Here is a 26,877-nt window from a genome sequence, read left to right as displayed (position 1 = left end):
CAGTCGATATGGCTCAGGCCGCATCCCGCAGGACCAGCGGCCGAAAAGCCAGGCCGTCACCGCGATAAAACCGCGAGAACCCTTCGTAATATTCAAGGCGTAATACCTGGATGGCGACGATCGCCCCCTCCAGAACCAGAACAAACAGGTTACCCAGTACAATCGTAATCCATTGACCGGTGCTATCAAACATGTTCGCCACGGTGAACACCGCCACGATCAGGGCAACATGATTGATACTGAAGGCCGCCACACGCAAAAAGGAGAGGGTATTGCTGAAATACCCTATAACGGTTTCGAACGCCTCGATCAGAATCACCAGAGCGCGCTCACCGCGCGACGAACTGGTCGTGACCCAGCCATGCACAAGGATGGCCAGCAACGACAATCCCGTCAGCCAGACACCTGCCGCGCCGACTTCGCCCTGGCTGAACCCTTGCCAGGCCAGCAGAATCAGACCCGCATACAACAGCAAACCGGCTACCCCGTGACCGCCAAACAACGCCGTTCGATAGTCACTGTCGATCCAGTGATTACGGATACTGAATAGCACCATCAGTATGATAAACCCGATCCCCCAGCCAAGAGCCACGGTCAGCATCAAAACCGGATCATGCAGGGGCGACATCCACCAGGCCGGGATAATCTCCTCGAAACCGAACAGACTGCCGTAGACAAAACCGAACAGGATCGACGACAAACCAATTGTCACAAAAAAGGGTCGATAACTTGCCAGTTTGCCACGTAACAGCAGACTGCCCAGCATAATCACCAGGCCGTGACCGATATCGCCGAACATCATGCCGAACATAAAAATATAACTGAGCGCGAATAACCAGGTCGGATCGAACTCGCCATAGCGCGGTACGCCATAGTTGTTCACCAGCGTGGCAAAGGGCCGCAAAAAAGCGGCATGTTCAGTATAGGACGGCACCTTCGAACGCTCATCCAGTCGGGGCGCACGTATCTGGAGTACAAACCGATCCCCCAGTATCCCGGTCAGCGTCCGGCGCAATCCCTCAAGCCGGCCCCTGGGAACCCAGCCCTGCAAGGAACCCAGAGCCCCGCTGGAAGCCAGCTGGCCGGACAATTCGGCATAGGCCTCGGCGATATTCAGCTGCGCCTGCGCCTGTTGCAGAAATGCGTGGTTGTCCTGCGCCGTTTGCCGGACAGTCTTCGCCAGCTGCTGTTGTTGCTGCTGCAACTCATCCAGTTCGGTACTCAGTTGCTGTTGCAGGCGTTCGGGATAATCGTGAAATTCGGCCGGCAAGGGCGTCGTGCGAAACGAGGCGGCCTCCAGGACCCGGGCGATGTTCCCGCCCTGTTCCTTTTCTCCGGTGATCACCACATGTGCCTGATTCTCCTGGTGGCGGAACAGTGTCAGCAGATAGTTATTCAGACTCAGGGCATCACGCAGTTTGTTGACCTCGCTCAGCGGCACGGTTCCCAGGCGAATATCCAGAAAAGTATGCGGTTGTTGCAGACGACTGAGATCAATATTCAGCGCCCGATACTCCTGCAGGGTATTTTGCAGCTGTCGGGTATGGCGGATCTCTTCGGAAACCTGGCGCTGCTGTTCTTCCAGGCGGGAACAACGCTGCCACAGGTCACCCAGCTGATTATCCAGCGCCTGCAAATCGGCAAGGCCCAACATCTGCTCAATCGTGCCTGTCTCACCCCGCACCGATAAGTCGGTAAAATGGAGAATCTTGTCCAGCCGTTTTCTGGCGCGCGCATAAGTGTCCCGGTATTCACTGTCGGGCCGTGGAGTCAGGACTTCGGTATCCGTGTTCGGGGATATCGGGTTGAACCAGCCAAAGCGGGCCAGATGCAGCGATACATCGGGTACGGATTCGCGAACCAGATAAAGCGTAATATGACGCATGCGCTCGGGACGTAGACGAATCATCCTGCCCTCGCCAGATTCAGTTCCCCGTCAGGATTCAATCCTGCTTCCCCATGCTCTTCCAGACCGGCGGCATCACTGATCATCGCGCTCTCCAACCCGAGCTCCCGCCCCTTGATAATGATCGCAACCTGTTTCAATTGATGCTGACGCAACCAGAGATAACAATATAATCGCACGACACTGTCCGATGAACGTTGAAACAGCTCCGTATAGTAGTTTTGTAACAGTTGATCGGCAGCATTCTCCAGGCGGGTGAGTTGTTGTTTGCCCGCAACTGCCTTGCGCCAGGTTGGTGGTAACTGTTGCAGCATTTCCTCCAGCGTCTCCTGACGCAACAGCGTCATCAATACCGTCTTGTCCAGCCAGCGGCCGGTCGGCGCCAGCAGATAATAGATGTGCGAGGTGTCCATCCCGTAGTTCAGGCGGTAGCGCAGCAACCACAGCAGGTTGACCCGATCCAGTTGCATCCCCAGCAGCGGTTTCAGGGCTTGTTTATGCGCCGGGTCAAGAAATTGAAAATGCTGCATCAGATCGACAAAGTACTGACGATCGATCATCGCCTCCAGATCGAAGATGTTCTGCCGCTCCTGGTAATGGCGCCGCGCCTTTTGCGCCAGAGTGGCATAGCTGTAATGTTCCAGAACCCGGAAAATTTCATTCACATCTTCGGCGGCCAGCAGGGTTTCGGCCGAGAGGCTGGCGTAGCGGCCGATATCCAGCAGGGTGATCCGTGTCGAGTCGAGAGGCTCCCCGTAGGCCCGTGCCCGCAGGACCGTCTTGATATTCAACAGCTCGTACTGTCGCAACCACTGAATGATAAACTCCCGTAAAGCCCCCGTGGTGGCCCGCAACAGCAGGGTGACTTCACGCAGAAACAGTTGATGGAGCTGGCGATCAAACTCATCAGGTTGTGAAAGCAGTTCGGAAAAGGCGTGCGGCAATCCGGCTTGCTGCAACAGTTCACCCGATCGGGTATCCCCTTCCCGGATCAATTGCCGGTTCAGATCCGTTCGCTTCAGCCAGCCGGATAACAGGTTCAGTCGGGTATTCAGATAAGCGTGTTTGACCTGCACAATGCTCAGTCCGGCTTATCGCCCAGCATAATGGTCAGGGCGGCATCGAGGGCGGCATCATGGTTCTCTTGCGCCATGCGTTGCAATTCATCCTGGCGTTCACTGAAGCGGCGTTCCATTTCCGCAATGGTATGGCGGGCGCGCTCTTGTGCCTTGTCGATATACGATTGATGTATTTCCGGAACCCGGTCTGCGAATTGCTGCTCGGCACGCCGGGCCTCCTCCATGGCCTGGTTGACGATGCTGTCCCGTTCCTTGAGTGCCGCGTCGATAATCTTCTGGGCCTGGTCCTCGGCCGCCAGCAATTTGGAAAGAGTATCTTCCATCGACCTTCCAGTGAGAGAATCAGATTAATCTGTTACGCTATCCTTTGATACTAGGTCAAGCGTCGCGGTGAATCAATCACTGATGGTTCAGCTTTCGTTTACTCCTCAAGCAAAACAACGCTACAAAAATATGACATCTGTTATGCTGACGTTCTTTTAATCAGGCAGAGCGGTTTTATGCTGCAGCGTCTTGAGCTGGTCATCCGCGGGAAAGTTCAGGGGGTCGGTTTTCGGCCGTTTATCTATCGGCTGGCCTCCCGGCTGGGACTGACCGGCTGGGTACGCAACGAAAAAGGCACGGTGCGGATTCAGATACAGGGATCCGCCGACTGCTTACAGGCGTTCCGCAACCAACTCCTGCAACAGGCGCCGCCCGGCGCGCAACCTCAAATCCGCTCCAGCCGGACGATCGATACCGTGACAGAGGGCGGGACCGGTGACGGTTTTGCGATACACCCCTCGCAGGAAGGCGACTCGACCGACATCCATGTGCCGACGGATCTGTTTCTCTGCCCCGACTGCCGGCATGAACTCAACGATCCCGACGATCGCCGCTATGGCTACCCGTTTATCAACTGCACCGCCTGCGGGCCGCGTTTCACGCTGATCGAACGGCTCCCCTATGATCGGGTAAATACCGCCATGCGGGATTTTCCGTTATGCGCTGCCTGCCAGGCGGAATACACCGATCCGCTCAATCGTCGTTATCACGCCGAACCGCTGGCATGTCCGGACTGCGGACCGATACTGGCATTTGAACATCACGCGCAACAACACACGGCCGATGCCGCCCTGCAGGCGGCCATTAGCGCATTACAGCAGGGCGAGATTGTCCTTATTAAAGGCATTGGCGGTTACCATCTCTGTTGCGATGCCACCGATCAGGCTGCCATTGACCGCTTGCGCCAGCGCAAACAGCGCCCCGACAAACCGCTGGCCGTCATGTTTCCCGCCAGCGGCGAGGATGAGCTGGCGGCGATACGCCCACAATTGCAACTCGATGCCGTTGCCGAAGCCTGTTTGCGTTCGCCGGTACGCCCCGTGCTGCTGTTATCCCGCCTGCCGCAGTGCCCGTTGCCCGCCAACCTGGCCCCGGGAATGAATGAGCTGGGGGTCATGTTACCCTACAGTCCCCTGCATCATCTCTTACTGACACAGTTTGGCAAGCCCATCGTGGCGACCTCGGCCAATCTTTCGGGGGAACCGGTATTGACCGGGGCCGACGAGGTCAGACAACGCCTGACGCACCTGACGGACATTCGCCTGCACCATGACCGTCCCATCGTGCGACCGGCGGATGACCCGGTGCTGCGCATGATTGATCACCACCCTCGCCCCCTGCGCCTGGGCCGGGGTAATGCGCCCCTGGAGCTGACCCTGCCGCAGCCCTTATCCCAACCGCTGCTCGCCTGTGGCGGGCATATGAAAAACAGCGTGGCACTCGCCTGGGAGCAACGGGTCGTCATCTCCCCGCATATCGGCGATCTCGATGCGCCCCGCAGCCAGCAGGTCTACGCCCGGACCCTCGCCGATTTGCAACAACTCTATACGGTCGAGCCCGCCGCGCTGGTGTGCGACAACCACCCCGACTATTTCAGCTCACGCTGGGCCAAACAACAGAAGCTGCCACTGATAACGGTGCCCCATCACCACGCTCATGCCGCAACCGTCGCCGGGGAATTCCCCGACGAGCCGCGCTGGCTGGTGTTTACCTGGGACGGGGTTGGACTGGGGCCGGACGGCACCTTGTGGGGCGGCGAAGCCCTGCTGGGCCACCCCGGCCAATGGCAGCGTGTGGCCAGCTGGCGGCCGTTTTATTTACCCGGCGGGGAGCGTGCCGCGCGTGAACCCTGGCGAGCGGCCCTGGCGCTGTGCTGGCAATCTGGATACGACTGGCCCGACGCGCCCGACAATACCGCACTGTTACAGGAAGCCTGGCACAAAGGCCTCAATACACCGCAAACCACGGCCGTCGGTCGACTGTTCGATGCCGCGGCCGCCCTGACCGGCCTCTGCCAGCAGGCCAGCTTCGAAGGCCAGGGGCCGATGTGGCTCGAACAACAGGCCGTCAAAGGCAAGCATGCAGGCATCGACCTGCCCTGGTTTGAACAATCGGAGGTGTTACGCAGCGACTGGGCTCCGCTGCTGCCGCTATTGCTGGATGAGACGCTGTCGATTGCCGATCGGGCCGCGGCCTTTCATCACAGCCTGGCCCGGACCCTGCTCGCGCAGGCCAGCGCATTGAAACAGCGCCACGGCGATTTTGCCATCGGGCTGTCCGGCGGTGTGTTTCAAAACCGTTTACTCTGCGAGCTGGTCATGCAACAGTGTCGACAGGCCGGCTTTCGCGTCTATCTGCCGCAACAGGTGCCGGTCAACGATGCCGGACTGTGTTACGGTCAGATCATCGAAGCCCGGGCCCGGCTTCAGGCGGACTAAAGTTCAAAAACGATTTCACCGCAGAGGCGGCAAGGTAATTTTGAGTTTTGAATGCTGAATTTTGAATTGAACCCCTGTATCCAGATTTAACTCAACATTCAAAATTCAAAATTATATTTTCGTCTCTGCGGTAAAAAAACAAACATGGCCATGCTGACTGACACGCACATCTCCCTCGCCCACGGCAATGGCGGCCGGCTGATGCGCGAGTTGATCGAAGAATTGATTGCCGGCTGCCTCGGCGATCGGCTGCTGGATTTTGAAAATGATGCGGCCGGTATCGACATGGCATGTGACAATGCCGAATTACTCATCACCACCGACGGCTTTACGGTCAAGCCGCTGGAATTCCCGGGCGGTGATATCGGGTCGCTGGCGGTACACGGTACGATCAACGATCTGGCGGTCAGCGGCGCGATTCCCCATTACCTGACCCTGAACCTGTTTATCGAAGAAGGGCTTGAGGTGGCGTTATTGCAACGCCTGCTCAACAGCCTGGCCGGCGCCGCCCGTGACGCCGACGTGCGCATTGCCTGCGGCGATACCAAGGTGGTACCGCGCGGCGAAGGCAGCGGCGTCTATTTTGCCACCACCGGCGTCGGTCTGCGAACGCGTTCGTTACAACTGGGTATGTCCCGTATCCAGTCGGAAGACACGATCCTCGTCAGCGGACCGGTTGGGGACCACGGGATTGCCGTGATGCTGGCCCGCGAACAATTCGGCCTGCGCGGCGAGGTCCGTTCCGATGCGGCCAGTGTCCTGCCCCTGGCGCAGGCCGCCACCGAACTGGGTGGCCTGCGTTATATGCGCGATCCCACCCGTGGCGGGCTGGCGACGGTACTGCACGAGATCCAGCGCGCCACGGGACTGGGGGTACGGATCCAGGAGTCCTGCATTCCGGTCCGCGAACCGGTCCGATCCGTCTGCGAGATGCTCGGCTACGATCCCTATTATCTGGCCTGTGAAGGGCGCATCGTGGCCGTTATCGCCACCGAACAGGCTCAGGCTTTACTGGATGCTTGGCAGCAACTTCCCGCGGGCGAGGACGCCGCCATCATCGGCCAGATTAATCGTGATGACCCTTGCGTGGTGCTGGAGACCGAACTGGGAGGCGAACGGGCGCTGGAAGAACTGGAAGACGATCCCCTGCCGCGGATCTGCTAAGTAACTGTTCCTAATAAGGTACTCAGAAGCGCAGGTCAGGTTGCGCGCAGCGTTACCTGACACTCTCGATATCGGAGGGTTGTCACGCAGGCTAACGCCAGCGTGAGCTACAAGATTAGCCAGAGTGCAAGGTGTGCACGAAATTGGAACAGTTATTTGAGTCACCTCCCCTGCGAACAGTGAATATCACCCATTTTATGCTGATCATGATCACAGTTGTCCCCATCAAACCAGTATTACCAGTATGTCTATGTAAGGATCATTATTCGGTTTGCCAAACTCGCTATGCCTGCTAATCTTTGTGAAGATGTTTTCGGTCATAAGATTGTCATAACCGAAACGTACAACCGGAAACGTAAAAACAGGATGGCTGGATGAATAATAATAAAGCCCTGTCGTTTTTCTCAGGCATTGTATTCGGGGTCGGCTTTTTCACCATCAACGGTTCCGTCCATGCCAGTGACGGTGCCGGTTTGTTTCAGCAACACTGCGCGCAATGCCACCGGTCGGCCAGCCGAATCAAGAGCGCACCGGAACAGATCGCAGAACTGCTGAATGGCAAAACGATACGCCAGCACCGTTTCAATCTCGATGAAGCCACTGTCCGTGTGATCGTCGAATACATAAAACAACAAAAATCTTGAATTGCGTATGCAGACACTGATTCTCGGCATCGGAAATACTTTGCTCAGCGATGAAGGCGTCGGCGTACATGCCATTCATTATCTTCAGGACCATTATCCCGAGCTGCCCGATACCCGGCTGATTGACGGTGGTACCCTGAGTTTTACCCTGGCAACGGATATCGAGGAAGCCGACAACCTGATTGTCATCGATGCGGCCCAGCTGCATGCCGACCCGGGCACAGTGAAAGCCTTTGTTAATGACGAGATGGATCAATTTCTGGGCAAGGGCAACAAACGCAGTGTCCACGAAGTAGGTTTACTGGATCTGATGCACATCAGCCGACTCAGTGGCAGCTTCCCGAACCGGCGTGCCCTGATCGGCATCCAGCCACAAAAACTGGACTGGGGCGAATCGCCCACCGACGCCGTCTCCGCCGCCATTCCGCTCGCCTGCGAGCAGGTCGTTGAACAGATCCGGAGCTGGCAAGTATGACCAAACTGGACGAGATCACTGTCAGTATCGAGCCGCCCACTTCACCCAGCCAGGTGCGGGCCATCCTCACTGAACTGCAGACCAAGCTCGAGTGCCTGGTACAACAGGGCATGACTGATTCGGTCGATCTGCGCAGCCTGCCCATGTTCCCCGGCGACTACGAACAACTCAAGGAGACCCTGGGTTACGGTGAAATCCACGTCACGATCGATGCCATGGGGCCGACGGAGATTTATGAAACCGCCATCCCCGGTCTCTGGTGGGTGAGCCATTTCAACAATGAAGACGAAAATATCGCCGAATTTATCGAAATCACCGCCTTGCCGGAAATATTGAAAACCGATGAACAGGATCTTCACCAGGCCGGGCAGCAACTTCAACAACTGATTGACCGTTCCGATCGCAACCTCAACAGCTAACGGGGAGTAAAGTGATGAAGCAGGATGAAACACTTGCCGAACACCTACAGGGCCAGGGCATCAGTCGACGTGGATTCCTCAAGTTTTGTGCCGCCACCGCCTCGATGCTGGCTTTATCACCCGGCATGGCCGGTGCCATTGCCGATGCCCTGGGCAAAGCCCGACGCCCCTCGGTGATCTGGCTCTCCTTCCAGGAGTGCACCGGCTGTACCGAATCACTGACCCGATCCCACAACCCGTCTGTCGAAAGCCTGATTCTCAGCGCGATCTCGCTTGATTATCACCATACGTTGCAAGCCGCTTCGGGAACCGCTGCCGAGGAGGCCCGGGAACAGGCCATGCACGACAACAAGGGCGAATATCTGCTGGTGGTCGATGGTTCCATTCCCACCGGAGCTGGCGGTGGCTACTCGACGATTGCCGGTATCAGTAATTTACAAATGCTCGAAGAGACGGCGAAAGACGCTGCCGCCATCATCTCCGTCGGCACCTGTGCCGCCTTTGGCGGGATCCCCTATGCCAATCCCAATCCGACCGGAGCTCGCTCCGTCATGGACCTGATCCACGACAAGCCGATTGTCAATGTCCCGGGCTGTCCCCCGATTCCGATCGTCATTACCGGCGTCCTTTCTCATTATCTGACCTTCGGCAGCTTGCCGGAACTCGACAATCTCAACCGCCCGCTCTCCTTTTTCGGCGATACGATTCACGATCGCTGCTATCGCCGCCCCTTTTACGACCAGGGCAAGTTTGCCAAGACCTTCGACGACGAAGGCGCTCGCAACGGCTGGTGTCTGTATGAACTGGGCTGCAAGGGACCAACAACCCACAACGCCTGCGCCACGGCCAAATGGAACAACGGCGTCAGCTTTCCCATCGAGTCGGGTCACGGCTGTATCGGTTGCTCGGAACCTAATTTCTGGGATGCCGGCAGTTTCTACCAGGCCATCTCCTCATCGCCCGAGGATCTGAGTCGCGCGGCCACCGGCGCCATTATTGCCGGTGCCGCGGCCGGTGCCGGCGTCGGACTGTATAACAAGTACAAACAGTCCAGGGCCAAAGACAAACACTATACGGTCACCACCAAAGATATGGAGGACTCATAATCATGAGCTCCCTGGAACTTCTTACCTGGGCACGTGGCCCGGCCTTACAGGCGGCACTGGTGATTTTCATCATCGGCATGCTTATCCGGGTACTGGAAATCTTGCTGCTGGGCAGAAAAACCGATCTTACCAGGGCACGGGCCGGCCAGATGGGGCCCGGTCTGCGCACTATTTTCAGCCGTAGTCTGCCGGTCAGCGGCACCTGGAAACAACACCTGTCGGGATACCTGTGGCACATCGGTTTTATCGTGGTGCTGTTGTTCTATGCACCGCATATCCAGCTGTTCAAGCAAGGCTTCAATATCGCCTGGCCGGCACTGCCGACGTCGCTGATTGATATTATTACCATCGTCACCATGGCCGCACTGGTTTTCTCCCTGTCTCTGCGTTTTACCGATCCGGTGCGCCGCATGTTATCGACCGTGGGCGACTATTTTTCCTGGCTGGTGACATTTCTCCCGGTCGCAACCGGTTATATGGCCTTTCATAATGTTGGGCCGGATTACACACTGGTACTCGCACTGCATATCATGAGTGTGAATCTGTTGCTGGTCGTGTTCCCCTTTACCAAACTGAGTCACGCCATTACCTTCCTGTTTTCCCGCTGGTATAACGGCGCCAATGCCGGGCGTAAAGGAGTTCGAGTATGAGCGAATCCGTCGACCGGGCAGTCAATGCCATGAAAGAACAGATCGATGCACCCATTGCGTCGTACTTCTCCAGTTGCGTTCATTGCGGCATTTGCGCCGATGCTTGTCTGTTTTATACGGAAACCGGCGATCCGCAATACACCCCTATCCACAAACTCGATTTGATGAAACGGGTCTGGGAGCGGGAATACACGTTTGCGGGACGCATTAAAAAATGGCTCGGTCTCAGTCGCAATATCACCGAGAATGATCTGACCAAATGGGAGACGCTGGTTTATGACAGTTGCACCCTGTGCGGCCGCTGCTCCCTGTATTGTCCGGTCGGTAACGACATCGTCACCATGGTGCGCAAAATGCGCGAGGCCATGGCGGCCTCCGGCCACGCGCCGGAAGGCCTGCAACAAGCCAGCAAACGGGCGATCGAGATCGGCAGCCCGATGGGAGTCACCCTGAAGACCCTGGAAGCCCAGATCAAACACGCGGAAAAAGAGGCTGGCATGGAAGTGCCGCTGGACAAGCAGGGCGTCGATTACCTGATGTTACTGTCATCCGCCGAGATCGCCCAGTTCAATGAAATCATCCCGGCAGTCACGCGTATCTTTCACGAGGCCGGGGTCTCCTGGACCCTGAGCTCCGAGGCCTTCGAGGGCACCAACAGCGGCATTCAAATCGGCTCATCGGATATCGCGGCCGAACTGATCCAGCGCATCGTCGATGGCGCACAGAAACTCAAGGTCAAATACGTCATCAGTCCCGAGTGCGGACACGCCTATACTGCCCTGCGCTGGGAAGGTCCCAATCTGATCGGCAAACCCTATCCCTTCGAGGTCGTCCACATCATTGAACTGCTGGATCAATTACGGACCCAGGGTAAACTCAAGCTTGAGGGCAAGGATGAGACTCGCCAGACCTTCCACGATCCCTGTCAGATGGTACGTCGCGGCGGCGTCATGGAACAGCCTCGCAATTTGATGAACATGGTCGCCACCGATTTTGTGGAAATGACCGAACACAGCCTGATGGGCTGGTGTTGTGGCGGCGGCGGTGGCGTGAGTGCCAATGAACGCGCCGAGCCGTTGCGTCGCAAGGTATTCAGCAAGAAGCGAGAACAACTGGAAGAAATCGGCGTGGAGCGTATCGTCACCGCCTGTTCCAACTGTCGCAACATGCTCGAAGAAGGACTCGAAGATAACAATATGGACGAGATCGAAGTGGTCGGACTCAGCGAATGGCTGGCTGAATACCTCGTCACCTCGTCCCCCAGGGCAGCAGGAGATGACTCATGAGTGAACGCGTTGTTGTTGATCCGATCACCCGTATCGAAGGCCATCTGCGTATCGAGGCGCAAACCAATGGCGACACCATTACCGAGGCGTATTCCTCCGGCACCATGGTGCGGGGTATCGAGATTATTTTACGCGGCCGGGACCCGCGCGATGCCTGGGCTTTTGCCCAGCGTATTTGCGGTGTCTGTACCCTGGTGCACGGCATCGCCTCGGTCCGCGCGGTGGAAGACGCGTTGAACTATGAGATTCCGCCCAACGCCCAGCTGATTCGCAATCTGATGATCGCCGCGCAGTATGTGCATGACCATGTCATGCATTTTTATCACCTGCATGCCCTGGACTGGGTCGATGTGGTCTCCGCCCTGGATGCCGACCCCAGGGCCACCTCGCAACTGGCACAAAAAGTCAGCCCGGCGAACCCGAAAAGCTCGCCCGGGTATTTTGCTGATACGAAAAAACGTCTCAAGGAATTTGTCGAAAGTGGCCAGCTGGGGATCTTTGCCAACGGCTACTGGGGTCACCCGGCCTACAAGTTGCCCCCCGAAGCCAACCTGATGGCAGTATCGCACTATCTCGAGGCCCTGGCCTGGCAGCGTAACGTCGTGCAACTGCATACCATCCTCGGCGGCAAGAACCCCCATCCCAACTTCCTGGTCGGCGGAGCACCATCGGCCATCAGCATCGACCCGGGCCATCAGGGCAAAGGCAAAGGTCCGCGCTACCGCGGCGGTGTGGGCGCCACCGCCCTGAACCAGAACGGGCTGTCCAAGATCAAGGATATCATCGAAGAGATGCAGCGCTTCGTCGATCAGGTCTATCTGCCCGACACACTGGCCATTGCCAGCTTTTACAAAGACTGGGCCAAACAGGGCGAAGGGGTTGGTAACTTCATGAGTTACGGCGACTTCCCCACCGACGGCATGAGTAGCGTCGATTCTTTTCTGGTTCCGCGCGGGGCGATCCTCAACCGGGATCTCTCCACCGTGTATGACGTGGATCTCAACGATGAAAAACAGATCAAGGAATATATCTCGCACTCCTGGTACAACTACAGCGGCGGCAAGGATCAGGGGCTGCATCCCTATGACGGCGAGACCGAATTAAACTACGACGGCCCACAACCGCCCTATCAACATCTCAACGTCGATCAGTCCTACTCCTGGATGAAATCCCCGCGCTGGAACGGTCACGCCATGGAAGTCGGCCCGCTGGCCCGGGTGCTGCTACTCTACGCCAAGGGACACGAGCAGACTAAAGAGCTGGCCAGCAAAGCCCTGCGCCAGCTCGATCTGCCGCTGGAGGCCATGTATTCCACCCTGGGACGCACCGCCGCCCGCACCCTGGAAACCAAGATCTTCGCCGACGGGATGATGGGCTGGTACGACCAGCTGGTGAATAATATCCGTAACGGCGATGTCAAAACCCATAACGAAAAGCTCTGGGATCCTTCGACCTGGCCCAAAGAAGCCCGTGGCGTTGGCTATACCGAAGCCCCGCGTGGCGCCCTGGCCCACTGGATCGTCATCAAGGACGGCAAGATCGACAACTACCAGGCCGTGGTTCCCAGCACCTGGAACGCCGGTCCCCGCGATGCCGAGGGTCAGGCCGGGCCTTACGAGGCGGCCCTGCAGGGTCACAAACTGCACGATCCCGAACAACCGATCGAAATCCTGCGCACCATCCACAGTTTCGATCCCTGTATTGCCTGCGCGGTGCATGTGACCGATACTGAGGGTGAAGAGCTGATGAACGTCAAAGTGGTCTGAATTAAGGAGGCATTGATCATGCAGCATAGAATCAAACAGGGATTTTTTTTCGCTTCAGCACTGTTGTTAAGCGGGACTGCTGTCGCGCACCCTTCCCGTGAACATCACCAGGGACTGGTCGACGGAATATGGCATCTTCTGACCCAGCCCGATCACCTGCTGATGCTACTGGCAGGGCTGGCCGTTGGGCTGTATACCAAACACAAGTTGACCGCCTTCAGAAAATCACAACGGGCAAAGGGCGAATAACTCATGTGTCTTGGCATTCCCATGCAGATTGTCGAGATCGACGGCTACAGCGCCCGCTGCGAGGCCAAGGGCGTGGAGCGCACTGTCAGCCTGTTTATGATGCAGGATGATTCGATTGCACCTGGCGATTACGTCATGGTGCATGTCGGCTATGCGATTCAGAAAATCAGTGAACAGGATGCCCGCTCCAGCTGGGAACTGTTCGACGAGATCCTGGCCGCCGAATCGGCTCTTTCCAATGCATGAACTGTCGATCTGCCAGAGCATGTTGAGCCAGATCGAAGCCGTGGCCCGGGACAACCGGGCCAGCGCGGTACACCGGGTGAAAGTCCAGATCGGCCCCCTCTCCGGTGTCGAGCCGCAATTGCTGCAGCAAGCCTTTCCGATCGCTGTTGCCGGGAGCATTGCCCGGGATGCCATACTCGACATCGAACTGTTACCGATCCGGATCGAATGTCAGCAATGCGGCGGCGAATCCGAGGCTACCGCCAACAAACTGATCTGTGGTCACTGCGGTCACTGGCAAACGCGCCTGCTCAGCGGCGATGAAATGTTACTAGCGAGCCTGGAACTGGATCGTGCAACGAACAAGAAAACGGCAACATGTTAACAAAACAATGCTTACCACCAAGACACAAAGACACCAAGAAAAAATTGATATAAAAGCCCGAGATAAAAATAGCTTTATGTTTCTTTAAATCTTTGTGCCTTGGTGTCTTGGTGGTTCGCTTTAGAACTTATTGAAAAAGGAGTCGGTATGTGTGATACCTGCGGCTGCAACATTACTTCCGGCAACCGGCACCTGCTGCAACCGGCCGGCAAACTGGAAAAAACCGCGGACGGCAAGTCGGCGGTAACGGTACTGCAAAGCCTGCTCTCGGAAAATGACCATCAGGCCATGCACAATCGTCAGCATTTCGACAAGCATGGCGTGCTGGCCATCAACCTGATGTCCTCCCCCGGCAGCGGCAAGACCGCCCTGCTCGAGGCGACTATTGACGCCCTGGCCGATCGTTATCGCATTGCCGTTATCGAAGGGGATCTGGAGACCGAAAACGACGCCGAACGAATCCGCGCAAGAGGCGTCACCGCGATCCAGATTGCCACCGGCAGCGCCTGTCACCTGGATGCGCACATGGTGCACGACGCCCTGCACCAGCTGAACCTGGCCGATTATGATCTGATCTTTATCGAGAACGTCGGCAACCTGGTCTGCCCCGCCAGTTTCGATCTGGGCCATCACCACAACATCACCCTGCTCTCGGTGACCGAAGGCGACGACAAGCCGGCCAAGTACCCGGTCATGTTTCGCGCCGCCGATCTGATGCTGCTGACCAAGACCGATCTGCTCGCGGTACTGGATGATTTTGATCCGCAAAAGGCCGAACAGTGCCTGCGGCAATTGGCCAATCCGGCGCCCATGCTGTCTCTGTCGGCCACCCGGCAACAGGGCCTGGAAGCGTGGTTCGACTGGCTGGATGATGCCATTACCTCCCACCGCGGGCGGCTTGAACAGGGCGAAACGGTCGTGCCCAAAATCCAGTCGGACGGCGCCCGGTGGCACGCCGGCGAGCCGGCCCATCCCTGAGGTCGGCAACCGCTGATGAGCCTCGACGCGCGACAATGGCTGCAACAGATCCGGCAACTGCCTTTGCCGGAGAAAGTACGCATCATGAATGTCTGCGGCGGACACGAACGCTCCATCACCCAGGCCGGCCTGCGCAGCGCGCTGCCGGACCAGATTGAATTAATTCCCGGTCCCGGCTGTCCGGTCTGTGTCTGTCCCGAGGAAGATGTCTTCGAAGCCATCCAGATCGCCCTGCACGAGAATGTCATTCTGGTGGCCTTCGGCGATATGTTGCGCGTTCCGGTCAATGTGCGCAAAAGCGAAGCACGCTCGCTGGAACAGGCCAAAGCGCGCGGCGCGGATATTCGCCCGATCGCCTCGCCCACCGAGGCGGCACAAATTGCCCGCGACAATCCCGACAAAGACGTGGTGTTCTTTGCCGCCGGCTTTGAAACCACCACCGCGCCGGTGGCCGCCATGCTGGCCGAGGGCGTGCCGGCCAATCTGCTGTTACTGCTTTCGGGGCGACTGACCTGGCCGGCGGTGGCCATGCTGCTGAACTCGGAAGACCCCGGTTTCGATTGCCTGGTCGCCCCGGGACATGTGGCCACGGTCATGGGCTCGGAAGAATGGGGCTTTGTCGTCGAACAGCACCAGATTCCGGCGGCCGTGGCCGGCTTCAACAACGAAAGCCTGCTGGCCGCCTTTTATTCGACGCTGCGCCAGTTACTGGAGGACAAGCCGTTTCTGGATAACTGTTATCCCGAACTGGTGAGCGAACAGGGTAACGCCCGGGCGAAAAAGCATTTGTACGATGTCATGGAAGTCACCGACGCCAACTGGCGCGGGATCGGCACCATTCCCGCCTCCGGTTTTGGTCTGAAAGAAGCCTATCAAGCACATGATGCCCGGCAAAAGTACGCCGGCTACCAGGATGACGCCCGCAAACGGGCCGGCGAGATGCCGCCGGGCTGCGACTGTGCGCGGGTGGTACTGGGCAAGATCTATCCCACCGAATGCAAGCTGTACGGCGCCGCCTGCACCCCGCGCAATCCGATCGGCCCGTGCATGGTCTCCGACGAAGGTGCCTGCCGGATCTGGTGGAGCAACGTACGAAAACCCGCGGCCTGACGCCCAGATACCAGGTACCAGGTCCAAGCAAGGAACCAGGACCTGGTACCTGAAAAGTCGCCAGGGCGGCACCGGATTGAAGACCGATCAGGGCGGAAGGTCCGACAACAGAATACGGGGAACGGACCCAACAATTCAGTAAAAAGGCCGCCGCAGCGGCCTTGAGGGATTCACTCCATCATCATGCCCGGGCCACCCATCATCCCGCGGCCAGACTGACGGCGCATCTCCCGCAGCTGTTCCCGCTGCTCGGCAGTGAGTTGATCCATCATCCGATTACGAGCCTCGAGCCGATCCTGGAACATCTGCTTGCGCAGATTGGCCATCTTGTCATAAATGCGACTGGCGGCGGTTGTACCCGGTTTATCGGCAGCCATGACATCCTGTAACTGGTGGCGCAGCTCCATCATCTCGCCCATGCGCTCCCAGTTCTTTTTCTGCATTTTGCGCTGCATATCACGCATTTGCTGGCGTTGTTTATCATTCAAATCGAGCATCATCACAGGCCCCATGCCGCCCATCATGCTCCCGCCATGCATGCCATCCATCATGCCCATGCCACCCATCATGCCGCGGCCCTGCATGTGTCCCCGGTAATCATCTTCATCCATTTGTCCCATCATGCCCATGCCGGAACCGCCGTGCGCCGCGGCGGCCAGGGAGAACGGCAAAAGCAGAGAAAATATCATGATACTTAGTAGCGTTTTGTGCAGTTTCATTTGACACCTCCTGGTTGACGTAAAAATACATCCTGTTATGCACAAGCGAAGCAGATTTCCTGGTCCTGTCAACGTATTGACGTATGATATTGAAAATAATCGATTAAACACAGGTAAAAAGATCAGATGGTCGTGCCAGGTTGATCCGGCAGAGGCAATCGACAAGCAAAAAAGACTAAAATAGAAAGGAGTACGGACTTTATTTTAAGCGCATTTCGTCTAAATATTGCCTGCCTTAACAAAACTGGATGCCAGAATTAAAAACTCGTCGTCAAAATTTGCTTGAACCTGCCAAGCTCTTTGGACGCTAGTCGTTGCCGCGAAAATTGATTCAGCGGATTGATGAGGCACCCTCACTCATTTGTGTCACGATCAGTTTTTGAATCTGCATGTCATGCAGGGTATAGGGAATCCCACCGGTGCCCAGGCCGGACTGGCGCAACCCCGCAAAGGGCATCCAGTCGACACGAAAAGCGGTGTGTTCATTGATCATTACCGCCGAGGCATCCAGGCGACTGCTGGCAAGCTTTGCCGTGGACAGGCTGTCCGTAAACACCGCGGCCTGGAAGGCCCAGGGCAGGCTGTTAGCACGGGCAATCGCCTCCTCAATCTCGTCATAGGGATAGACACAAACAACCGGGCCGAATATCTCCTCGCGACTGACTTTGGCATCGTCCGGGGGATCATAGAGTACGGTGCAGGCATAAATGGTTGACGATAATGGCTCGCCACCACACAGCAGTTCGGCACCGGCACTGACTGCCTCATTAACCCATTGGCCTATCCGCTCGACTTCAGCAGGACGAATCAACGGGCCGACCTCAGTCTCTTCCAGAGTCGGATCCCCGACCCGCAATTGCGATGCACCTTCAGCAAGCCGGGCCGCCAGTTCCTGTGCAATGCTGCGATGCACGAAGACCCGCTGTACCGACACGCAGACCTGGCCGGCATGATAAAAGCCGCCTTTCAGCAGCCGGGGGATGACGGCGTCAATATCGGCATCCTTCGCCACAATCACCGGCGCGGCTCCACCGTGTTCCAGAGCGCAGCGGGTGCCCGGTGCAAGTTGCGCACGTAACGACCAGCCGACCCGGGCACTGCCGATGAAACTGAAAAAGCCGACGCGCGGATCGGTAACCAACCTCGTGGCCACTTCCCGGTTATCGGTCACCAGTGCCTGACACCAGGCCGCTGGCAGGCCGGCCTCGTGCAGAATCTCGACCAGCCGAAAGCAGGAAAGCGGCGTTTCCTCCGCCGGCTTGACGATCACAGGGCAGCCGGCAGCTACCGCCGGCCCGACCTGATGCGCAATGAGATTAAGCGGATGGTTAAAGGCACTGACCGCCACCACCACACCAACAGGTTCGGCAATAGTGAAGGCCTGCTTGCCGGCCGAAGCCGGGTTGATATCCATGGGAATGACTTCACCTCCATCATTGCGCAAGCACTCAACGCACAGACGAAGGCTGTCGATAGCCCGCGCCACCTCGACCCGGGAATCGTTCAATGGCTTGCCGCCTTCACGGGCGGCTTCGAGGGCCAGCGTTTCGGCACGCTCGGTCATAATCGCGCAGGCTTTCTCCAGGATGACGATCCGTTGTGTCACCGATAACCAGGCATCGCGATTACGAAACAGCGCATAGGCCGTCGCCAGTGCTGCCTCAACAGCCTGATCGTCGCAGGTATCGATATCGGCAATAGGAGTCTGGTCAAACGGTGAGCTTACCTGTCGGCTCCCGGCCGGGCTGATGTCGTTGGCGATCATCGCCGGGTAATGTGCAAGCATAAATTTTCTCCTAAATCGTCCGGCTCTGTTCCTTGATGGCATGGTTGAGAATGCGATCATTATCACTGTAATCGACCGGCACCTCGATCAGCCGCACCCCCGGACTGTTGAGGCACTCTGCCAGCAGTTCCGGCAATTCGGCGGCCGAAGCGACCCGATATCCTCTGGCCCCATAACTGTTGGCATACTGCACAAAATCGGGATTGCCGTAATCCAAACCAAAATCCTCGAAGCCCATGTTGGCCTGTTTCCATTTGATCATGCCGTAGGCATCGTCGCGCAGGATCAGCACCACCAGATCGAGTCCCAGACGCACGGCAGTCTCTAGTTCCTGGGAATTCATCATAAAACCGCCATCACCACAAATGGCCATTACCTTGCGCCGGGGATGAACTATCCTGGCCGCCATGGCCGAGGGCAGGCCCGCTCCCATGGAGGCCAGGGCGTTGTCCAGCAGCACGGTGTTGGGCTGATAGGCCCGGTAGTTGCGCGCAAACCAGATCTTGTAGATACCGTTATCCAGTGCAATGATACCGTCTTCGGGCATGGCCCGGCGAACCTCTGCCACCAGTCGCTGCGGATAAACCGGAAAACGCTCGTCGGCGATACCCTCCTGCAGATGCGCATCCAGATGTCGCTTGACCGTCTGGAAACGTTGAAAGTCCCAGTGCGGGCACGCCTTGACCTCGGCGGTCAATCTTTCAATACTGTCAGTGATGTCGCCGATCACCCCCTGCTGCGGGTGATACACCGCATCGATCGAGGCGGTAATGTAATTGACATGGATAACTTTCGCCGATCCGGCATCACCGGCACCCGCCAGATCGGGACTGGCCGGCTCGAGATCATCATCACCCATAATGAAGGGCGGTTTTTCGACCACATCATGCCCGACATTGATAATCAGATCCGCTGCCTCAATCGCCCTGTGCAGGTAATCCTCGCCGGACAGCGCGGCGGTACCGAGAAACAGCGGATGGCGTTCATCAATCACGCCCTTGCCCATCTGAGTGTTGAAAAAGGGGATCCCGGTCTTGTCAACAAAGGCCCGCAACGCCGAACAGGTCTGGCGACGATTGGCACCGGCACCAATCAGTAACAGGGGATGACGGGCGGATTGCAGCATCTCTGTCGCCGTGGCAATGGCATCGTCGCTGGCGCGTGGATTGGTGAAGCGGCTACGGCCAATGACCCCGGCATCGGTCTCGTCCCGGGCGATATCCTCGGGTAGCTCAAGATGCACCGCGCCGGGCCGCTCATCCCCGGCACGTCGAAATGCCTCACGCACCCGGGCAGGAATGTTGTGCGCACTACTGAGCTGGCGCGTGTACTTGGTCAGCGGCTGCATCATGTCGACCACGTCGACGATCTGGAATTCACCCTGTTTACTGGCCTTGATTGGCTTTTGCCCGGTGATCATCAGCATCGGCATTGCACCGAGCTGGGCATAGGCCGCGCCGGTTACCAGGTTGGTGGCGCCAGGGCCGAGTGTCGCCAGACAGACACCGGTTTTGCCGGTCAGTCGTCCATAGGTGGCCGCCATAAAAGCGGCGGCCTGTTCATGACGTGTCAAAACAAGCCGGATTGTCGAATCTTTGAGCGAATTGAGCAGATCCAGGTTTTCTTCTCCCGGAATACCGAAGATATACTCCACCTCTTCTGCCTCCAATGCCCTGACGAACAGATCAGCTGCTTTCATTATTCCGGCTCCCTTGCATCCTGAATACAATCATTTATTTCAATCTCCACACACATCCTCGCTTCCTCACGCATAGCGGCTATCGGCCTTGTCATACTGATAAATCCATACTTGAATTGGTCGCAGTAATCTTCGAAACCTGACACTCCCCCTCTCCGGTCAGGCACTACCTGCATCAGTGGGTTAACCGTCGCCTCATCAGAGGAAAAAACCGGTTCATCATCCCTTCTTATAGTTGAATGTTTGCTCAATAATTGCGAGTATGGCAGTACTTGAACGATCGTTCAAGTTTGTTATGATGAGAGGATAAATAACGAATTGAGTGAGATATGCCGCCATGCCCCGCCCCAGCGAAGATGTCACCAGAAAACCTGACGCGGGATCATAATAACAATCGATGGCATGGTCATTTTTCTAACACCCGATTTGGCCCAACCGCATAACCGTGCGGGAAACCCAGTCCAAACATTCCAGTAACGACGCTTAATAGTATGATGCCAGACAGCGAACAAAACGCGACGCGGGATATCCTGCACTATCCGCCTGAATATTTGCGGACTGATGGAAACAGAATCCTGATTCCGGTTACCTACAAGCGGACATGGGATGACGGTTTCGGAGCAAGGGGCTGGAAACTCGACATAGCCATTGACGATCCGGTCATCATCGCTGCCACCCGGGAGACGGGCGAGAAAATCAATACCTCCGTATTCGTGCACGATATACTCGATCATTTTCTTTCCGGCTTCGGTATTAGCGGCCATCGCAGCGAAGCGATGGCACTGATCCAGCTTTCAAAACGGACTGGCTCCGACCCCGCATCCGATTACGAGCAACTGGTCAAAGAAGATATCCTCAATGGACAGGTTAATGGGGAAGAATTGATCGATTTTTTGCCAGAGGAACTCCGTGTCTTAGTTCCCGACGATGCTCCCGATTTCGAAATCATTGCGCTGTTGTCTAATCAGCTTGGCAAAGGTCGCCTGATCGAATTACTGGTCGAGAATTTTTTTCGAATCGGTCATGAAGGAGAGAGTCACGCCGATAACAGCTGGCAAAAACTTGGACTGGACAAAAACAAGCAGACACAGTCAGGGCGGGCACTACAGAAGCTTGTCGAAACCATTGATAAGGCTGTCGAACAAAATGACATTGAAGAACTGAATGGGGAAATTGAAATTACCAGGCATTATGTCACCTTCCATACCCCATCCTGCGATTTCAGCCAGTCCGTTGAGCAACCCCGTGTCAACATTGCCGACAACCAGCTCTGAATCAACAAACCCGCCTGATGGCGGGTCTGCATACTTTTACAGCAACAGCGCTGCTGTTTATTTTTTGCCCCTTAACTCCGGGCGTTCCTTATATCGAACATCACGCACTGAATAGGGTAATGGATTGATATAGGTAAACCCCTGGTGCTGGAGATAGGCGATCTCGGGAAAACCCGCCGGCACTATCGTGACAAAACCGTGAAAGTCATCCGGCGCATAGCCTGCCGCGCGCAGAGCGTTGTTGCACATACGAAATTCCACGCCCATATCCGCCAGCTGCTTCATCTTGTCCATCACGCCCTGGTACTTGACGTAATTTTCCTTGGCGAAAGCACGTAGCTCGGGACCATGGGTGACCACTACCATCTTGCCCTTCAGCGGTTTCATGGTATTTTTGACGAAGGCGTACAGGATATTCAGTTTGTTAGGATCCTCATAGTTGGCATCGAATACCGCATCAATTACCGGATACTCGTGCATATTGGTCGTCGAGGTACCGTAGGGCGACATCGCCTCCTCGGCTGACAGCGGATTGCCAAACATCAACATACCCATCACGCTCAACAGCGCCAGCCGGGGCCAATGGCCCACTTTCATTATCTGTTTCATCTTTTTCCCCTTTGATTTATACGTAAATGGTGTGTCCTTGAACAAAAGCCAGGAACAATGACAGTTTAGCCATTATTGAGCGATTGCTCAATATCCCGGGAAACAGCCATGAATGAGGAAAAACTGACCACTATTGTCTCCGAAGGATCCCTTGACCGGGTCTGATGCTAAGCCCACAGGCGATCGGAGGCCCCGCGCCGATAACCCCAACCAGTACAGGGAAGCCCGCCAGACCATCAAAGCCGAGCGAACCAGAAAATCATCATCATCGGAACATCAACTACTAAGGAATGCATGGAATCACGAGCGACAATTGAAACACTGGATGCGCTCCGGAGCACGCGATAGCGACGCTTCGGTTCAAAAGCGAGAACCGAAACAGACAACAGATTACGAAATAAATATTGAAAAAAGGAGTTTCAACGAAGTTGCCGGAAACACAAAGCCCGGACTAAATTTTATCATCCCGGGCTTTGTTGTAGTTGGGGTGGCTGATGGGAATCGAACCCACGACAACAGGAGCCACAATCCTGCACTCTACCAACTGAGCTACAGCCACCATAGAAAAAAGTATCTAGTGTCTAGTGTCTAGTACCTAGTATCTAGTTACTAGAGCCTGGGTATTGGCGCGCCCGGCAGGATTGCCTCGGGACTTCCCTGTCCCTCGCCCTGCGGGCATCGCTTCGCGATGGCCAAATCGGCAGTCCTGCCGATTTGTCGAACCTGCCTGATTTATACGCAGGTTCTCGTCCTTACCTCTAACACGCGATGAAGTCATATGCGACCTCCATCCAATTGCTTTGGGCATTTGGCGCGCCCGGCAGGACTCGAACCTGCTACCCTCGGCTTAGCTTACCCGCTACAGCTTTCGCTGCCGGATTCCATCCGTTTGTGGTCTGGACCATCTCTTCACCGTCTCAGGTGTCGCACGTATGGCCTCTACGGATCCCGGTGATTTTACCATAGCGCCCAGAGGGCGAACCACCGGTTTCCTCGGGATTGCCATCAGCCTGACCTGTTAAGGTTTCCCCGATACAGTGCGATCCACTTTACAGGTTCCGATTCCCTGCAAAGGCTCCTCGTTCGCCCCGCAGGACGAGCTTAAAGGCCGATGCTCTATCCAGATGAGCTACGGGCGCTGAACTGGTCGGGGAAGAGGGATTTGAACCCCCGACATCCTGCTCCCAAAGCAGGCGCGCTACCAGACTGCGCTATTCCCCGGACAAGGGCGGCGATAATACGCATACTGACGATGCAGGTCAATGAAATTGCTGCTATTTTCCGTCACATGCTTGGCCTGACGCCGCTATCATGCGATCATAACAGGGTTTTCAATCCCAGAAACCCGAATTCGGACAGGTTTGCATGACAGCCCAGATTATCGATGGCAAGGCCCTCGCCGCCCAGCGGCGCCAGCTGATAAAACAGCAAGTGGATGCCCGGCTGGAGGCCGAGAAGCGGGCCCCCGGGCTGGCTGTCATTCTGCTGGGAAATGACCCGGCCTCGGAAGTCTATGTGCGTAACAAACGCAAGGGTTGCGAAGAAGCCGGTATCAACTCCTACGCCTATGACCTGCCAATCGATACGGAACAGGATCGACTGCTGACCCTGATCGATGAGCTGAATGCCAATCCGGTCGTGGACGGAATTCTGGTCCAGATGCCCCTGCCCCCGCATATCGATCAGGAAACTGTCATCGAACGCATCAAGCCGGACAAGGATGTGGACGGCTTTCACCCTTACAACATCGGGCGCCTGGCAGTACGCATGCCGGTCCTGCGCCCGTGCACCCCGCGCGGGGTGATCGCCATGCTGGAGAGCACCGGCCAGCCGATCAAGGGCCAGGACACGCTGGTGGTCGGGGCCTCCAACCACGTCGGCCGCCCGATGGCGCTGGAGCTGTTACTGGCCGGCGCCACGGTGACGGTCTGCCACCGTTTTACCCAAAATCTGGCCGACAAAGTGCGCGAGGCGGAGATCGTAGTGGTGGCCGTCGGCAAACCGGGCGTCGTCGACGGCGACTGGATCAAACCCGGGACCACCGTGATCGATGTGGGTATCAACCGCACCGAGGCCGGCAAGCTGATCGGGGATGTCGATTTTGCCAGCGCCAGCCAGAACGCCGCCTGGATCAGCCCGGTGCCCGGCGGGGTCGGCCCCATGACCGTGGCGATGTTGTTGCAGAATACGGTCGACGCCTGTAACAACTTCCACGATCATTGATACCCTTCATGCCCTTCGGGCAGGTGCCAGAGGCTAGATCCTGGCGCCTGGTCATCTACCTCTCGTTCCAGCCCGCAGGGCCTGTCGGGATCAGATACTTACCCGGCTCCTCAGGCAGACCAGCGAAGCAGCGTTGGTAAACAGGGGTTTGCTGCAATTCGCTATCCTCCTCGGCGCTTCCAAAAACCGATCCCAAATCAACCAGCAATTCTACTGGCTCCCCCTCGTGCGTTCCGGTACACCGTTCCACGTTCAGTTCTCCCGAGGCATCGAAGCTGCGAAACGCATGCAAACCGTTATTGTAGGCATGGAAACTCACCAGAGTCTGGGTTGGCGCGTTATGGTATTCGGGCAGATAGGCGGCTGTATAATCACGCACGACACGCCCCTGATCATCGCGGATAAATACCTCGATCACATGCAGATCGCCGCTTTCCATTTCCCATTGCACCCGACTGATCAGCTCGCCGTCGTGAAAATAACTTTCCTCACGATAAAATTCCGGCAAGTGGGCATAGCCCCCTGTTGTGGTCTTGCGTTTAACGGCCAGCTCCTCAATCAATTGCCGATGCAGCTTGAGTGTCTGATCGGCAAAGCGATTCCAGGTCTGGACGTGCGTCTGATCTTCCTGCAGGGCCTGGCTGAAAACCGGGGCGCCATGTACCAGAAGCGGGCCTACCAGCAGTAGTATTCGGGGATTCACAGTGACCTCCTTGCGATGGATTCAGACGATTGGTCGCTACCAGAGGCGAAAACTTACTCGCGTCGCCAGGTGGTGCCCCCGGGCCCGTCTTCGAGTATCACACCCTGATCATGCAGTTCATCACGGATCCGATCACTCTCCGCAAAGTCCTTGTTGGCCCGCGCCTCGGTGCGCTGGCGAATCAGCGCTTCGATAGTCTCGCTGTCCGGCCCGTCGCCGGCCACCTCGCCCTGCAAAAACGCCTGCGGCGATTGTTGCAGCAGACCGAGCAGACCACCGAGATATTTCAGGGTGGCGGCCGCCTGTTGTGTCGACGCCGGATTGGCCTGCCGGTTGACCTCATGGGCCAGATCAAACAGCACCGACTGCGCTTCGGGGGTATTGAAATCGTCGTCCATGGCGGCGCGAAAACGTTCGACATAGGCCTCACTGGCCGGCGCCGGTTCGATCGCCTCATGCCCGCGCAGGGCGGTATACAGTGTGGTCAACGCCCCCCTGGCATTGTCCAGATGCTGATCCGAATAATTGAGCGGGCTGCGATAGTGACTGGAGAGAATAAAATAGCGCAGCACTTCCGGCGCATACTGCTGCAGCACATCCCGGATGGTGAAAAAGTTGCCCAGCGACTTGGACATTTTCTCTTCGTCCACCCGCACAAAGCCGTTGTGCATCCAGACATTGACGAAGGTCTCGCCGGTGGCCGCCTCGGACTGGGCGATTTCGTTTTCATGATGCGGGAACTGCAGATCCAGCCCGCCGCCATGAATATCAAAATGGTGGCCCAGACAGTGGGTGGACATGGCCGAGCACTCGATATGCCAGCCGGGGCGCCCCTTGCCCCAGGGCGAGTCCCAGGCCGGCTCCCCCGCCTTGGCAGCCTTCCACAGCACAAAGTCGAGGGGATCCTGCTTGGCCTCGTCGACCGCAATGCGCTCGCCGGCCCGCAGATCCTCAATATGCTTGCCGGACAGGCGGCCATAGCCTTCAAACTGGCTGACATCGTAGTAAACATCGCCGTTCTCGGCCGCATAGGCATAGCCCTTTTCCACCAGGGCCTCGATCATCTCGATGATCTGCTGCATGTGCAGCGTCGCCCGCGGTTCCTGGTTGGGGTGCAGCACGCCCAGTGCCCCGGCATCGCGATTCATCTCCTCGATGTAGCGACCGGTCAGGTTGTCGATGGATTCGTGATTTTCGTTGGCGCGCTGGATAATCTTGTCGTCGATATCGGTGATATTGCGCACATAGGTGACGTGTTCGGCTCCGAACACCTCGCACAGATAGCGGTAGACCACGTCGAACACCACCAGTACCCGGGCATGGCCGATGTGACACATGTCATAGACCGTCATCCCGCAGACATACATCCTGACATTGGCCGGATCGATGGGCTGAAAGGCTTCCTTGCGCCGGGTCAGATTATTATGGATTTGCAGCATTGGAATCACTCGTCACAAACGCCGGCGCACCTCGCACCGACCAGCGCGTAGGGTACCGGAATTCCCCGGCCCAGACAAAATTCGCGGGACGATTCAAGACTTTTACCGGCCCGGCAAACCCATTATTATGGGCGCTCTGTGCCACAACCTTATGGAACTGCTGTTATGCGATATCTCCCGCTCTGGCTCAAACTGTTACTCCTGCTCGTCCCCGCTGCCGT

At 56.9% G+C, this 26,877-nt stretch carries 25 protein-coding genes and 2 tRNA genes; 16 read left to right on the top strand and 11 right to left on the bottom strand.

Annotated elements, in window-relative coordinates; all coding sequences use genetic code 11:
* Positions 1 to 13 precede the first annotated feature (13 nt).
* From U5K34_RS09810 to U5K34_RS09800, 3 genes are read right to left on the bottom strand one after another with little or no spacing between them, the layout of a single operon-like run.
* A complete protein-coding gene (locus U5K34_RS09810) occupies positions 14 to 1,909 on the bottom strand; it encodes a V-type ATP synthase subunit I (protein ID WP_322568215.1) in 1,896 nt (631 codons plus the stop codon).
* Positions 1,906 to 2,982 carry a V-type ATPase subunit gene (locus U5K34_RS09805; protein WP_322568214.1) on the bottom strand — a complete coding sequence of 359 codons (1,077 nt, stop codon included), beginning with the start codon at positions 2,980 to 2,982 and terminating at the stop codon, positions 1,906 to 1,908. The genes U5K34_RS09810 and U5K34_RS09805 overlap by 4 nt, the downstream gene beginning before the upstream one ends.
* 5 nt (positions 2,983 to 2,987) lie before the next feature.
* Positions 2,988 to 3,308 (bottom strand): hypothetical protein, encoded by a 321-nt coding sequence (locus U5K34_RS09800; protein ID WP_322568213.1) that lies wholly within the window; start codon positions 3,306 to 3,308, stop codon positions 2,988 to 2,990.
* 177 nt (positions 3,309 to 3,485) lie between these two features.
* Between U5K34_RS09800 and hypF the strand changes: the two genes are divergently transcribed.
* The 14 genes from hypF (at position 3,486) to hypD (ending at position 16,204) form a co-directional block, all read left to right on the top strand.
* On the top strand, positions 3,486 to 5,747 hold the full coding sequence (hypF, locus tag U5K34_RS09795) for a carbamoyltransferase HypF (RefSeq protein ID WP_322568212.1): 2,262 nt from the start codon (positions 3,486 to 3,488) through the stop codon (positions 5,745 to 5,747).
* Positions 5,748 to 5,897: 150 nt separating this feature from the next.
* Entirely contained in the window at positions 5,898 to 6,911 is a 1,014-nt protein-coding gene (gene hypE / locus U5K34_RS09790) for a hydrogenase expression/formation protein HypE (RefSeq protein WP_416224072.1), read from the top strand.
* A 374-nt stretch (positions 6,912 to 7,285) separates the two neighbouring features.
* Positions 7,286 to 7,555, top strand: coding sequence for a cytochrome c (locus U5K34_RS09785; protein WP_322568210.1), 270 nt, complete (start codon positions 7,286 to 7,288; stop codon positions 7,553 to 7,555).
* A gap of 7 nt (positions 7,556 to 7,562) precedes the next feature.
* Positions 7,563 to 8,030, top strand: coding sequence for a HyaD/HybD family hydrogenase maturation endopeptidase (locus tag U5K34_RS09780; RefSeq protein WP_322568209.1), 468 nt, complete (start codon positions 7,563 to 7,565; stop codon positions 8,028 to 8,030).
* A complete protein-coding gene (locus tag U5K34_RS09775) occupies positions 8,027 to 8,449 on the top strand; it encodes a hydrogenase expression/formation C-terminal domain-containing protein (RefSeq protein WP_322568208.1) in 423 nt (140 codons plus the stop codon). Before U5K34_RS09780 ends, U5K34_RS09775 begins: the two co-directional genes overlap by 4 nt.
* A gap of 14 nt (positions 8,450 to 8,463) precedes the next feature.
* Positions 8,464 to 9,555 carry a hydrogenase small subunit gene (locus U5K34_RS09770; protein ID WP_322568207.1) on the top strand — a complete coding sequence of 364 codons (1,092 nt, stop codon included), beginning with the start codon at positions 8,464 to 8,466 and terminating at the stop codon, positions 9,553 to 9,555.
* A gap of 2 nt (positions 9,556 to 9,557) precedes the next feature.
* Entirely contained in the window at positions 9,558 to 10,205 is a 648-nt protein-coding gene (locus U5K34_RS09765) for a respiratory nitrate reductase subunit gamma (protein WP_322568206.1), read from the top strand.
* Positions 10,202 to 11,491, top strand: a complete 1,290-nt coding sequence (locus tag U5K34_RS09760) for a (Fe-S)-binding protein (protein ID WP_322568205.1) — start codon at positions 10,202 to 10,204, stop codon at positions 11,489 to 11,491. Before U5K34_RS09765 ends, U5K34_RS09760 begins: the two co-directional genes overlap by 4 nt.
* Positions 11,488 to 13,257 carry a nickel-dependent hydrogenase large subunit gene (locus U5K34_RS09755; RefSeq protein ID WP_322568204.1) on the top strand — a complete coding sequence of 590 codons (1,770 nt, stop codon included), beginning with the start codon at positions 11,488 to 11,490 and terminating at the stop codon, positions 13,255 to 13,257. Before U5K34_RS09760 ends, U5K34_RS09755 begins: the two co-directional genes overlap by 4 nt.
* Positions 13,258 to 13,275: 18 nt before the next feature.
* The gene (locus U5K34_RS09750) at positions 13,276 to 13,506 is read left to right on the top strand and encodes a HupE/UreJ family protein (protein WP_322568203.1); all 231 of its coding nucleotides are present in this window, start codon (positions 13,276 to 13,278) and stop codon (positions 13,504 to 13,506) included.
* 3 nt (positions 13,507 to 13,509) lie between these two features.
* Positions 13,510 to 13,752, top strand: coding sequence for a HypC/HybG/HupF family hydrogenase formation chaperone (locus tag U5K34_RS09745; protein ID WP_322568202.1), 243 nt, complete (start codon positions 13,510 to 13,512; stop codon positions 13,750 to 13,752).
* Positions 13,745 to 14,116, top strand: a complete 372-nt coding sequence (hypA, locus tag U5K34_RS09740; RefSeq protein WP_322568201.1) for a hydrogenase maturation nickel metallochaperone HypA — start codon at positions 13,745 to 13,747, stop codon at positions 14,114 to 14,116. The genes U5K34_RS09745 and hypA overlap by 8 nt, the downstream gene beginning before the upstream one ends.
* Before the next feature lie 147 nt (positions 14,117 to 14,263).
* The gene (gene hypB, locus U5K34_RS09735; RefSeq protein WP_322568200.1) at positions 14,264 to 15,094 is read left to right on the top strand and encodes a hydrogenase nickel incorporation protein HypB; all 831 of its coding nucleotides are present in this window, start codon (positions 14,264 to 14,266) and stop codon (positions 15,092 to 15,094) included.
* A 15-nt stretch (positions 15,095 to 15,109) separates the two neighbouring features.
* Positions 15,110 to 16,204, top strand: a complete 1,095-nt coding sequence (gene hypD, locus U5K34_RS09730; protein ID WP_322568199.1) for a hydrogenase formation protein HypD — start codon at positions 15,110 to 15,112, stop codon at positions 16,202 to 16,204.
* A 170-nt stretch (positions 16,205 to 16,374) separates the two neighbouring features.
* On the opposite strand, the gene U5K34_RS09725 is transcribed toward hypD, so the two are convergent.
* The 3 genes from U5K34_RS09725 to U5K34_RS09715 all read right to left on the bottom strand — a co-directional run bounded on the left by U5K34_RS09725 (position 16,375) and on the right by U5K34_RS09715 (position 20,408).
* On the bottom strand, positions 16,375 to 16,923 hold the full coding sequence (locus U5K34_RS09725; RefSeq protein WP_322568198.1) for a Spy/CpxP family protein refolding chaperone: 549 nt from the start codon (positions 16,921 to 16,923) through the stop codon (positions 16,375 to 16,377).
* A 331-nt stretch (positions 16,924 to 17,254) separates the two neighbouring features.
* On the bottom strand, positions 17,255 to 18,709 hold the full coding sequence (locus U5K34_RS09720; RefSeq protein ID WP_322568197.1) for an aldehyde dehydrogenase family protein: 1,455 nt from the start codon (positions 18,707 to 18,709) through the stop codon (positions 17,255 to 17,257).
* 10 nt (positions 18,710 to 18,719) lie between these two features.
* Positions 18,720 to 20,408 carry an acetolactate synthase large subunit gene (locus U5K34_RS09715; RefSeq protein WP_322568196.1) on the bottom strand — a complete coding sequence of 563 codons (1,689 nt, stop codon included), beginning with the start codon at positions 20,406 to 20,408 and terminating at the stop codon, positions 18,720 to 18,722.
* A gap of 491 nt (positions 20,409 to 20,899) precedes the next feature.
* Here U5K34_RS09715 and U5K34_RS09710 point away from each other — a divergent pair, with 491 nt between their 5' ends.
* A complete protein-coding gene (locus U5K34_RS09710) occupies positions 20,900 to 21,682 on the top strand; it encodes a hypothetical protein (protein ID WP_322568195.1) in 783 nt (260 codons plus the stop codon).
* Between the two features lie 57 nt (positions 21,683 to 21,739).
* On the opposite strand, the gene U5K34_RS09705 is transcribed toward U5K34_RS09710, so the two are convergent.
* The 3 genes from U5K34_RS09705 to U5K34_RS09695 form a co-directional block, all read right to left on the bottom strand.
* Positions 21,740 to 22,291 carry a DsrE family protein gene (locus tag U5K34_RS09705; RefSeq protein ID WP_322568194.1) on the bottom strand — a complete coding sequence of 184 codons (552 nt, stop codon included), beginning with the start codon at positions 22,289 to 22,291 and terminating at the stop codon, positions 21,740 to 21,742.
* A 483-nt stretch (positions 22,292 to 22,774) separates the two neighbouring features.
* Positions 22,775 to 22,850, bottom strand: a tRNA-His gene (locus tag U5K34_RS09700).
* Between the two features lie 585 nt (positions 22,851 to 23,435).
* A tRNA-Pro gene (locus U5K34_RS09695) sits at positions 23,436 to 23,512 on the bottom strand.
* 144 nt (positions 23,513 to 23,656) lie between these two features.
* Here U5K34_RS09695 and folD point away from each other — a divergent pair.
* Positions 23,657 to 24,514 carry a bifunctional methylenetetrahydrofolate dehydrogenase/methenyltetrahydrofolate cyclohydrolase FolD gene (gene folD, locus U5K34_RS09690; protein ID WP_322568193.1) on the top strand — a complete coding sequence of 286 codons (858 nt, stop codon included), beginning with the start codon at positions 23,657 to 23,659 and terminating at the stop codon, positions 24,512 to 24,514.
* Positions 24,515 to 24,569: 55 nt separating this feature from the next.
* On the opposite strand, the gene U5K34_RS09685 is transcribed toward folD, so the two are convergent.
* Positions 24,570 to 25,217 (bottom strand): hypothetical protein, encoded by a 648-nt coding sequence (locus U5K34_RS09685; protein ID WP_322568192.1) that lies wholly within the window; start codon positions 25,215 to 25,217, stop codon positions 24,570 to 24,572.
* A 53-nt stretch (positions 25,218 to 25,270) separates the two neighbouring features.
* Positions 25,271 to 26,656 (bottom strand): cysteine--tRNA ligase, encoded by a 1,386-nt coding sequence (gene cysS / locus U5K34_RS09680; RefSeq protein WP_322568191.1) that lies wholly within the window; start codon positions 26,654 to 26,656, stop codon positions 25,271 to 25,273.
* Positions 26,657 to 26,877: the final 221 nt, after the last annotated feature.

It is taken from the genome of Thiohalophilus sp., from assembly GCF_034521165.1.
Lineage (GTDB): Bacteria > Pseudomonadota > Gammaproteobacteria > UBA6429 > Thiohalophilaceae > Thiohalophilus.
Note: the sequence above shows the minus strand (reverse complement) of the source record. Positions and strands in the feature narration are given on the sequence as shown.

What these genes read in the sequence shown, in the direction of transcription:
- U5K34_RS09810 (WP_322568215.1), bottom strand. Translation starts at nt 1,909, where the DNA reads ATGATTCGTCTACGTCCCGAGCGCATGCGTCATATTACGCTTTATCTG.
- U5K34_RS09800 (WP_322568213.1), bottom strand. Translation starts at nt 3,308, where the DNA reads ATGGAAGATACTCTTTCCAAATTGCTGGCGGCCGAGGACCAGGCCCAG.
- hypF (WP_322568212.1), top strand. Translation starts at nt 3,486, where the DNA reads ATGCTGCAGCGTCTTGAGCTGGTCATCCGCGGGAAAGTTCAGGGGGTC.
- hypE (WP_416224072.1), top strand. Translation starts at nt 5,898, where the DNA reads ATGCTGACTGACACGCACATCTCCCTCGCCCACGGCAATGGCGGCCGG.
- U5K34_RS09785 (WP_322568210.1), top strand. Translation starts at nt 7,286, where the DNA reads ATGAATAATAATAAAGCCCTGTCGTTTTTCTCAGGCATTGTATTCGGG.
- U5K34_RS09780 (WP_322568209.1), top strand. Translation starts at nt 7,563, where the DNA reads ATGCAGACACTGATTCTCGGCATCGGAAATACTTTGCTCAGCGATGAA.
- U5K34_RS09775 (WP_322568208.1), top strand. Translation starts at nt 8,027, where the DNA reads ATGACCAAACTGGACGAGATCACTGTCAGTATCGAGCCGCCCACTTCA.
- U5K34_RS09770 (WP_322568207.1), top strand. Translation starts at nt 8,464, where the DNA reads ATGAAGCAGGATGAAACACTTGCCGAACACCTACAGGGCCAGGGCATC.
- U5K34_RS09765 (WP_322568206.1), top strand. Translation starts at nt 9,558, where the DNA reads ATGAGCTCCCTGGAACTTCTTACCTGGGCACGTGGCCCGGCCTTACAG.
- U5K34_RS09760 (WP_322568205.1), top strand. Translation starts at nt 10,202, where the DNA reads ATGAGCGAATCCGTCGACCGGGCAGTCAATGCCATGAAAGAACAGATC.
- U5K34_RS09755 (WP_322568204.1), top strand. Translation starts at nt 11,488, where the DNA reads ATGAGTGAACGCGTTGTTGTTGATCCGATCACCCGTATCGAAGGCCAT.
- U5K34_RS09750 (WP_322568203.1), top strand. Translation starts at nt 13,276, where the DNA reads ATGCAGCATAGAATCAAACAGGGATTTTTTTTCGCTTCAGCACTGTTG.
- U5K34_RS09745 (WP_322568202.1), top strand. Translation starts at nt 13,510, where the DNA reads ATGTGTCTTGGCATTCCCATGCAGATTGTCGAGATCGACGGCTACAGC.
- hypA (WP_322568201.1), top strand. Translation starts at nt 13,745, where the DNA reads ATGCATGAACTGTCGATCTGCCAGAGCATGTTGAGCCAGATCGAAGCC.
- hypB (WP_322568200.1), top strand. Translation starts at nt 14,264, where the DNA reads ATGTGTGATACCTGCGGCTGCAACATTACTTCCGGCAACCGGCACCTG.
- hypD (WP_322568199.1), top strand. Translation starts at nt 15,110, where the DNA reads ATGAGCCTCGACGCGCGACAATGGCTGCAACAGATCCGGCAACTGCCT.
- U5K34_RS09725 (WP_322568198.1), bottom strand. Translation starts at nt 16,923, where the DNA reads ATGAAACTGCACAAAACGCTACTAAGTATCATGATATTTTCTCTGCTT.
- U5K34_RS09720 (WP_322568197.1), bottom strand. Translation starts at nt 18,709, where the DNA reads ATGCTTGCACATTACCCGGCGATGATCGCCAACGACATCAGCCCGGCC.
- U5K34_RS09715 (WP_322568196.1), bottom strand. Translation starts at nt 20,408, where the DNA reads ATGAAAGCAGCTGATCTGTTCGTCAGGGCATTGGAGGCAGAAGAGGTG.
- U5K34_RS09710 (WP_322568195.1), top strand. Translation starts at nt 20,900, where the DNA reads ATGATGCCAGACAGCGAACAAAACGCGACGCGGGATATCCTGCACTAT.
- U5K34_RS09705 (WP_322568194.1), bottom strand. Translation starts at nt 22,291, where the DNA reads ATGAAACAGATAATGAAAGTGGGCCATTGGCCCCGGCTGGCGCTGTTG.
- folD (WP_322568193.1), top strand. Translation starts at nt 23,657, where the DNA reads ATGACAGCCCAGATTATCGATGGCAAGGCCCTCGCCGCCCAGCGGCGC.
- cysS (WP_322568191.1), bottom strand. Translation starts at nt 26,656, where the DNA reads ATGCTGCAAATCCATAATAATCTGACCCGGCGCAAGGAAGCCTTTCAG.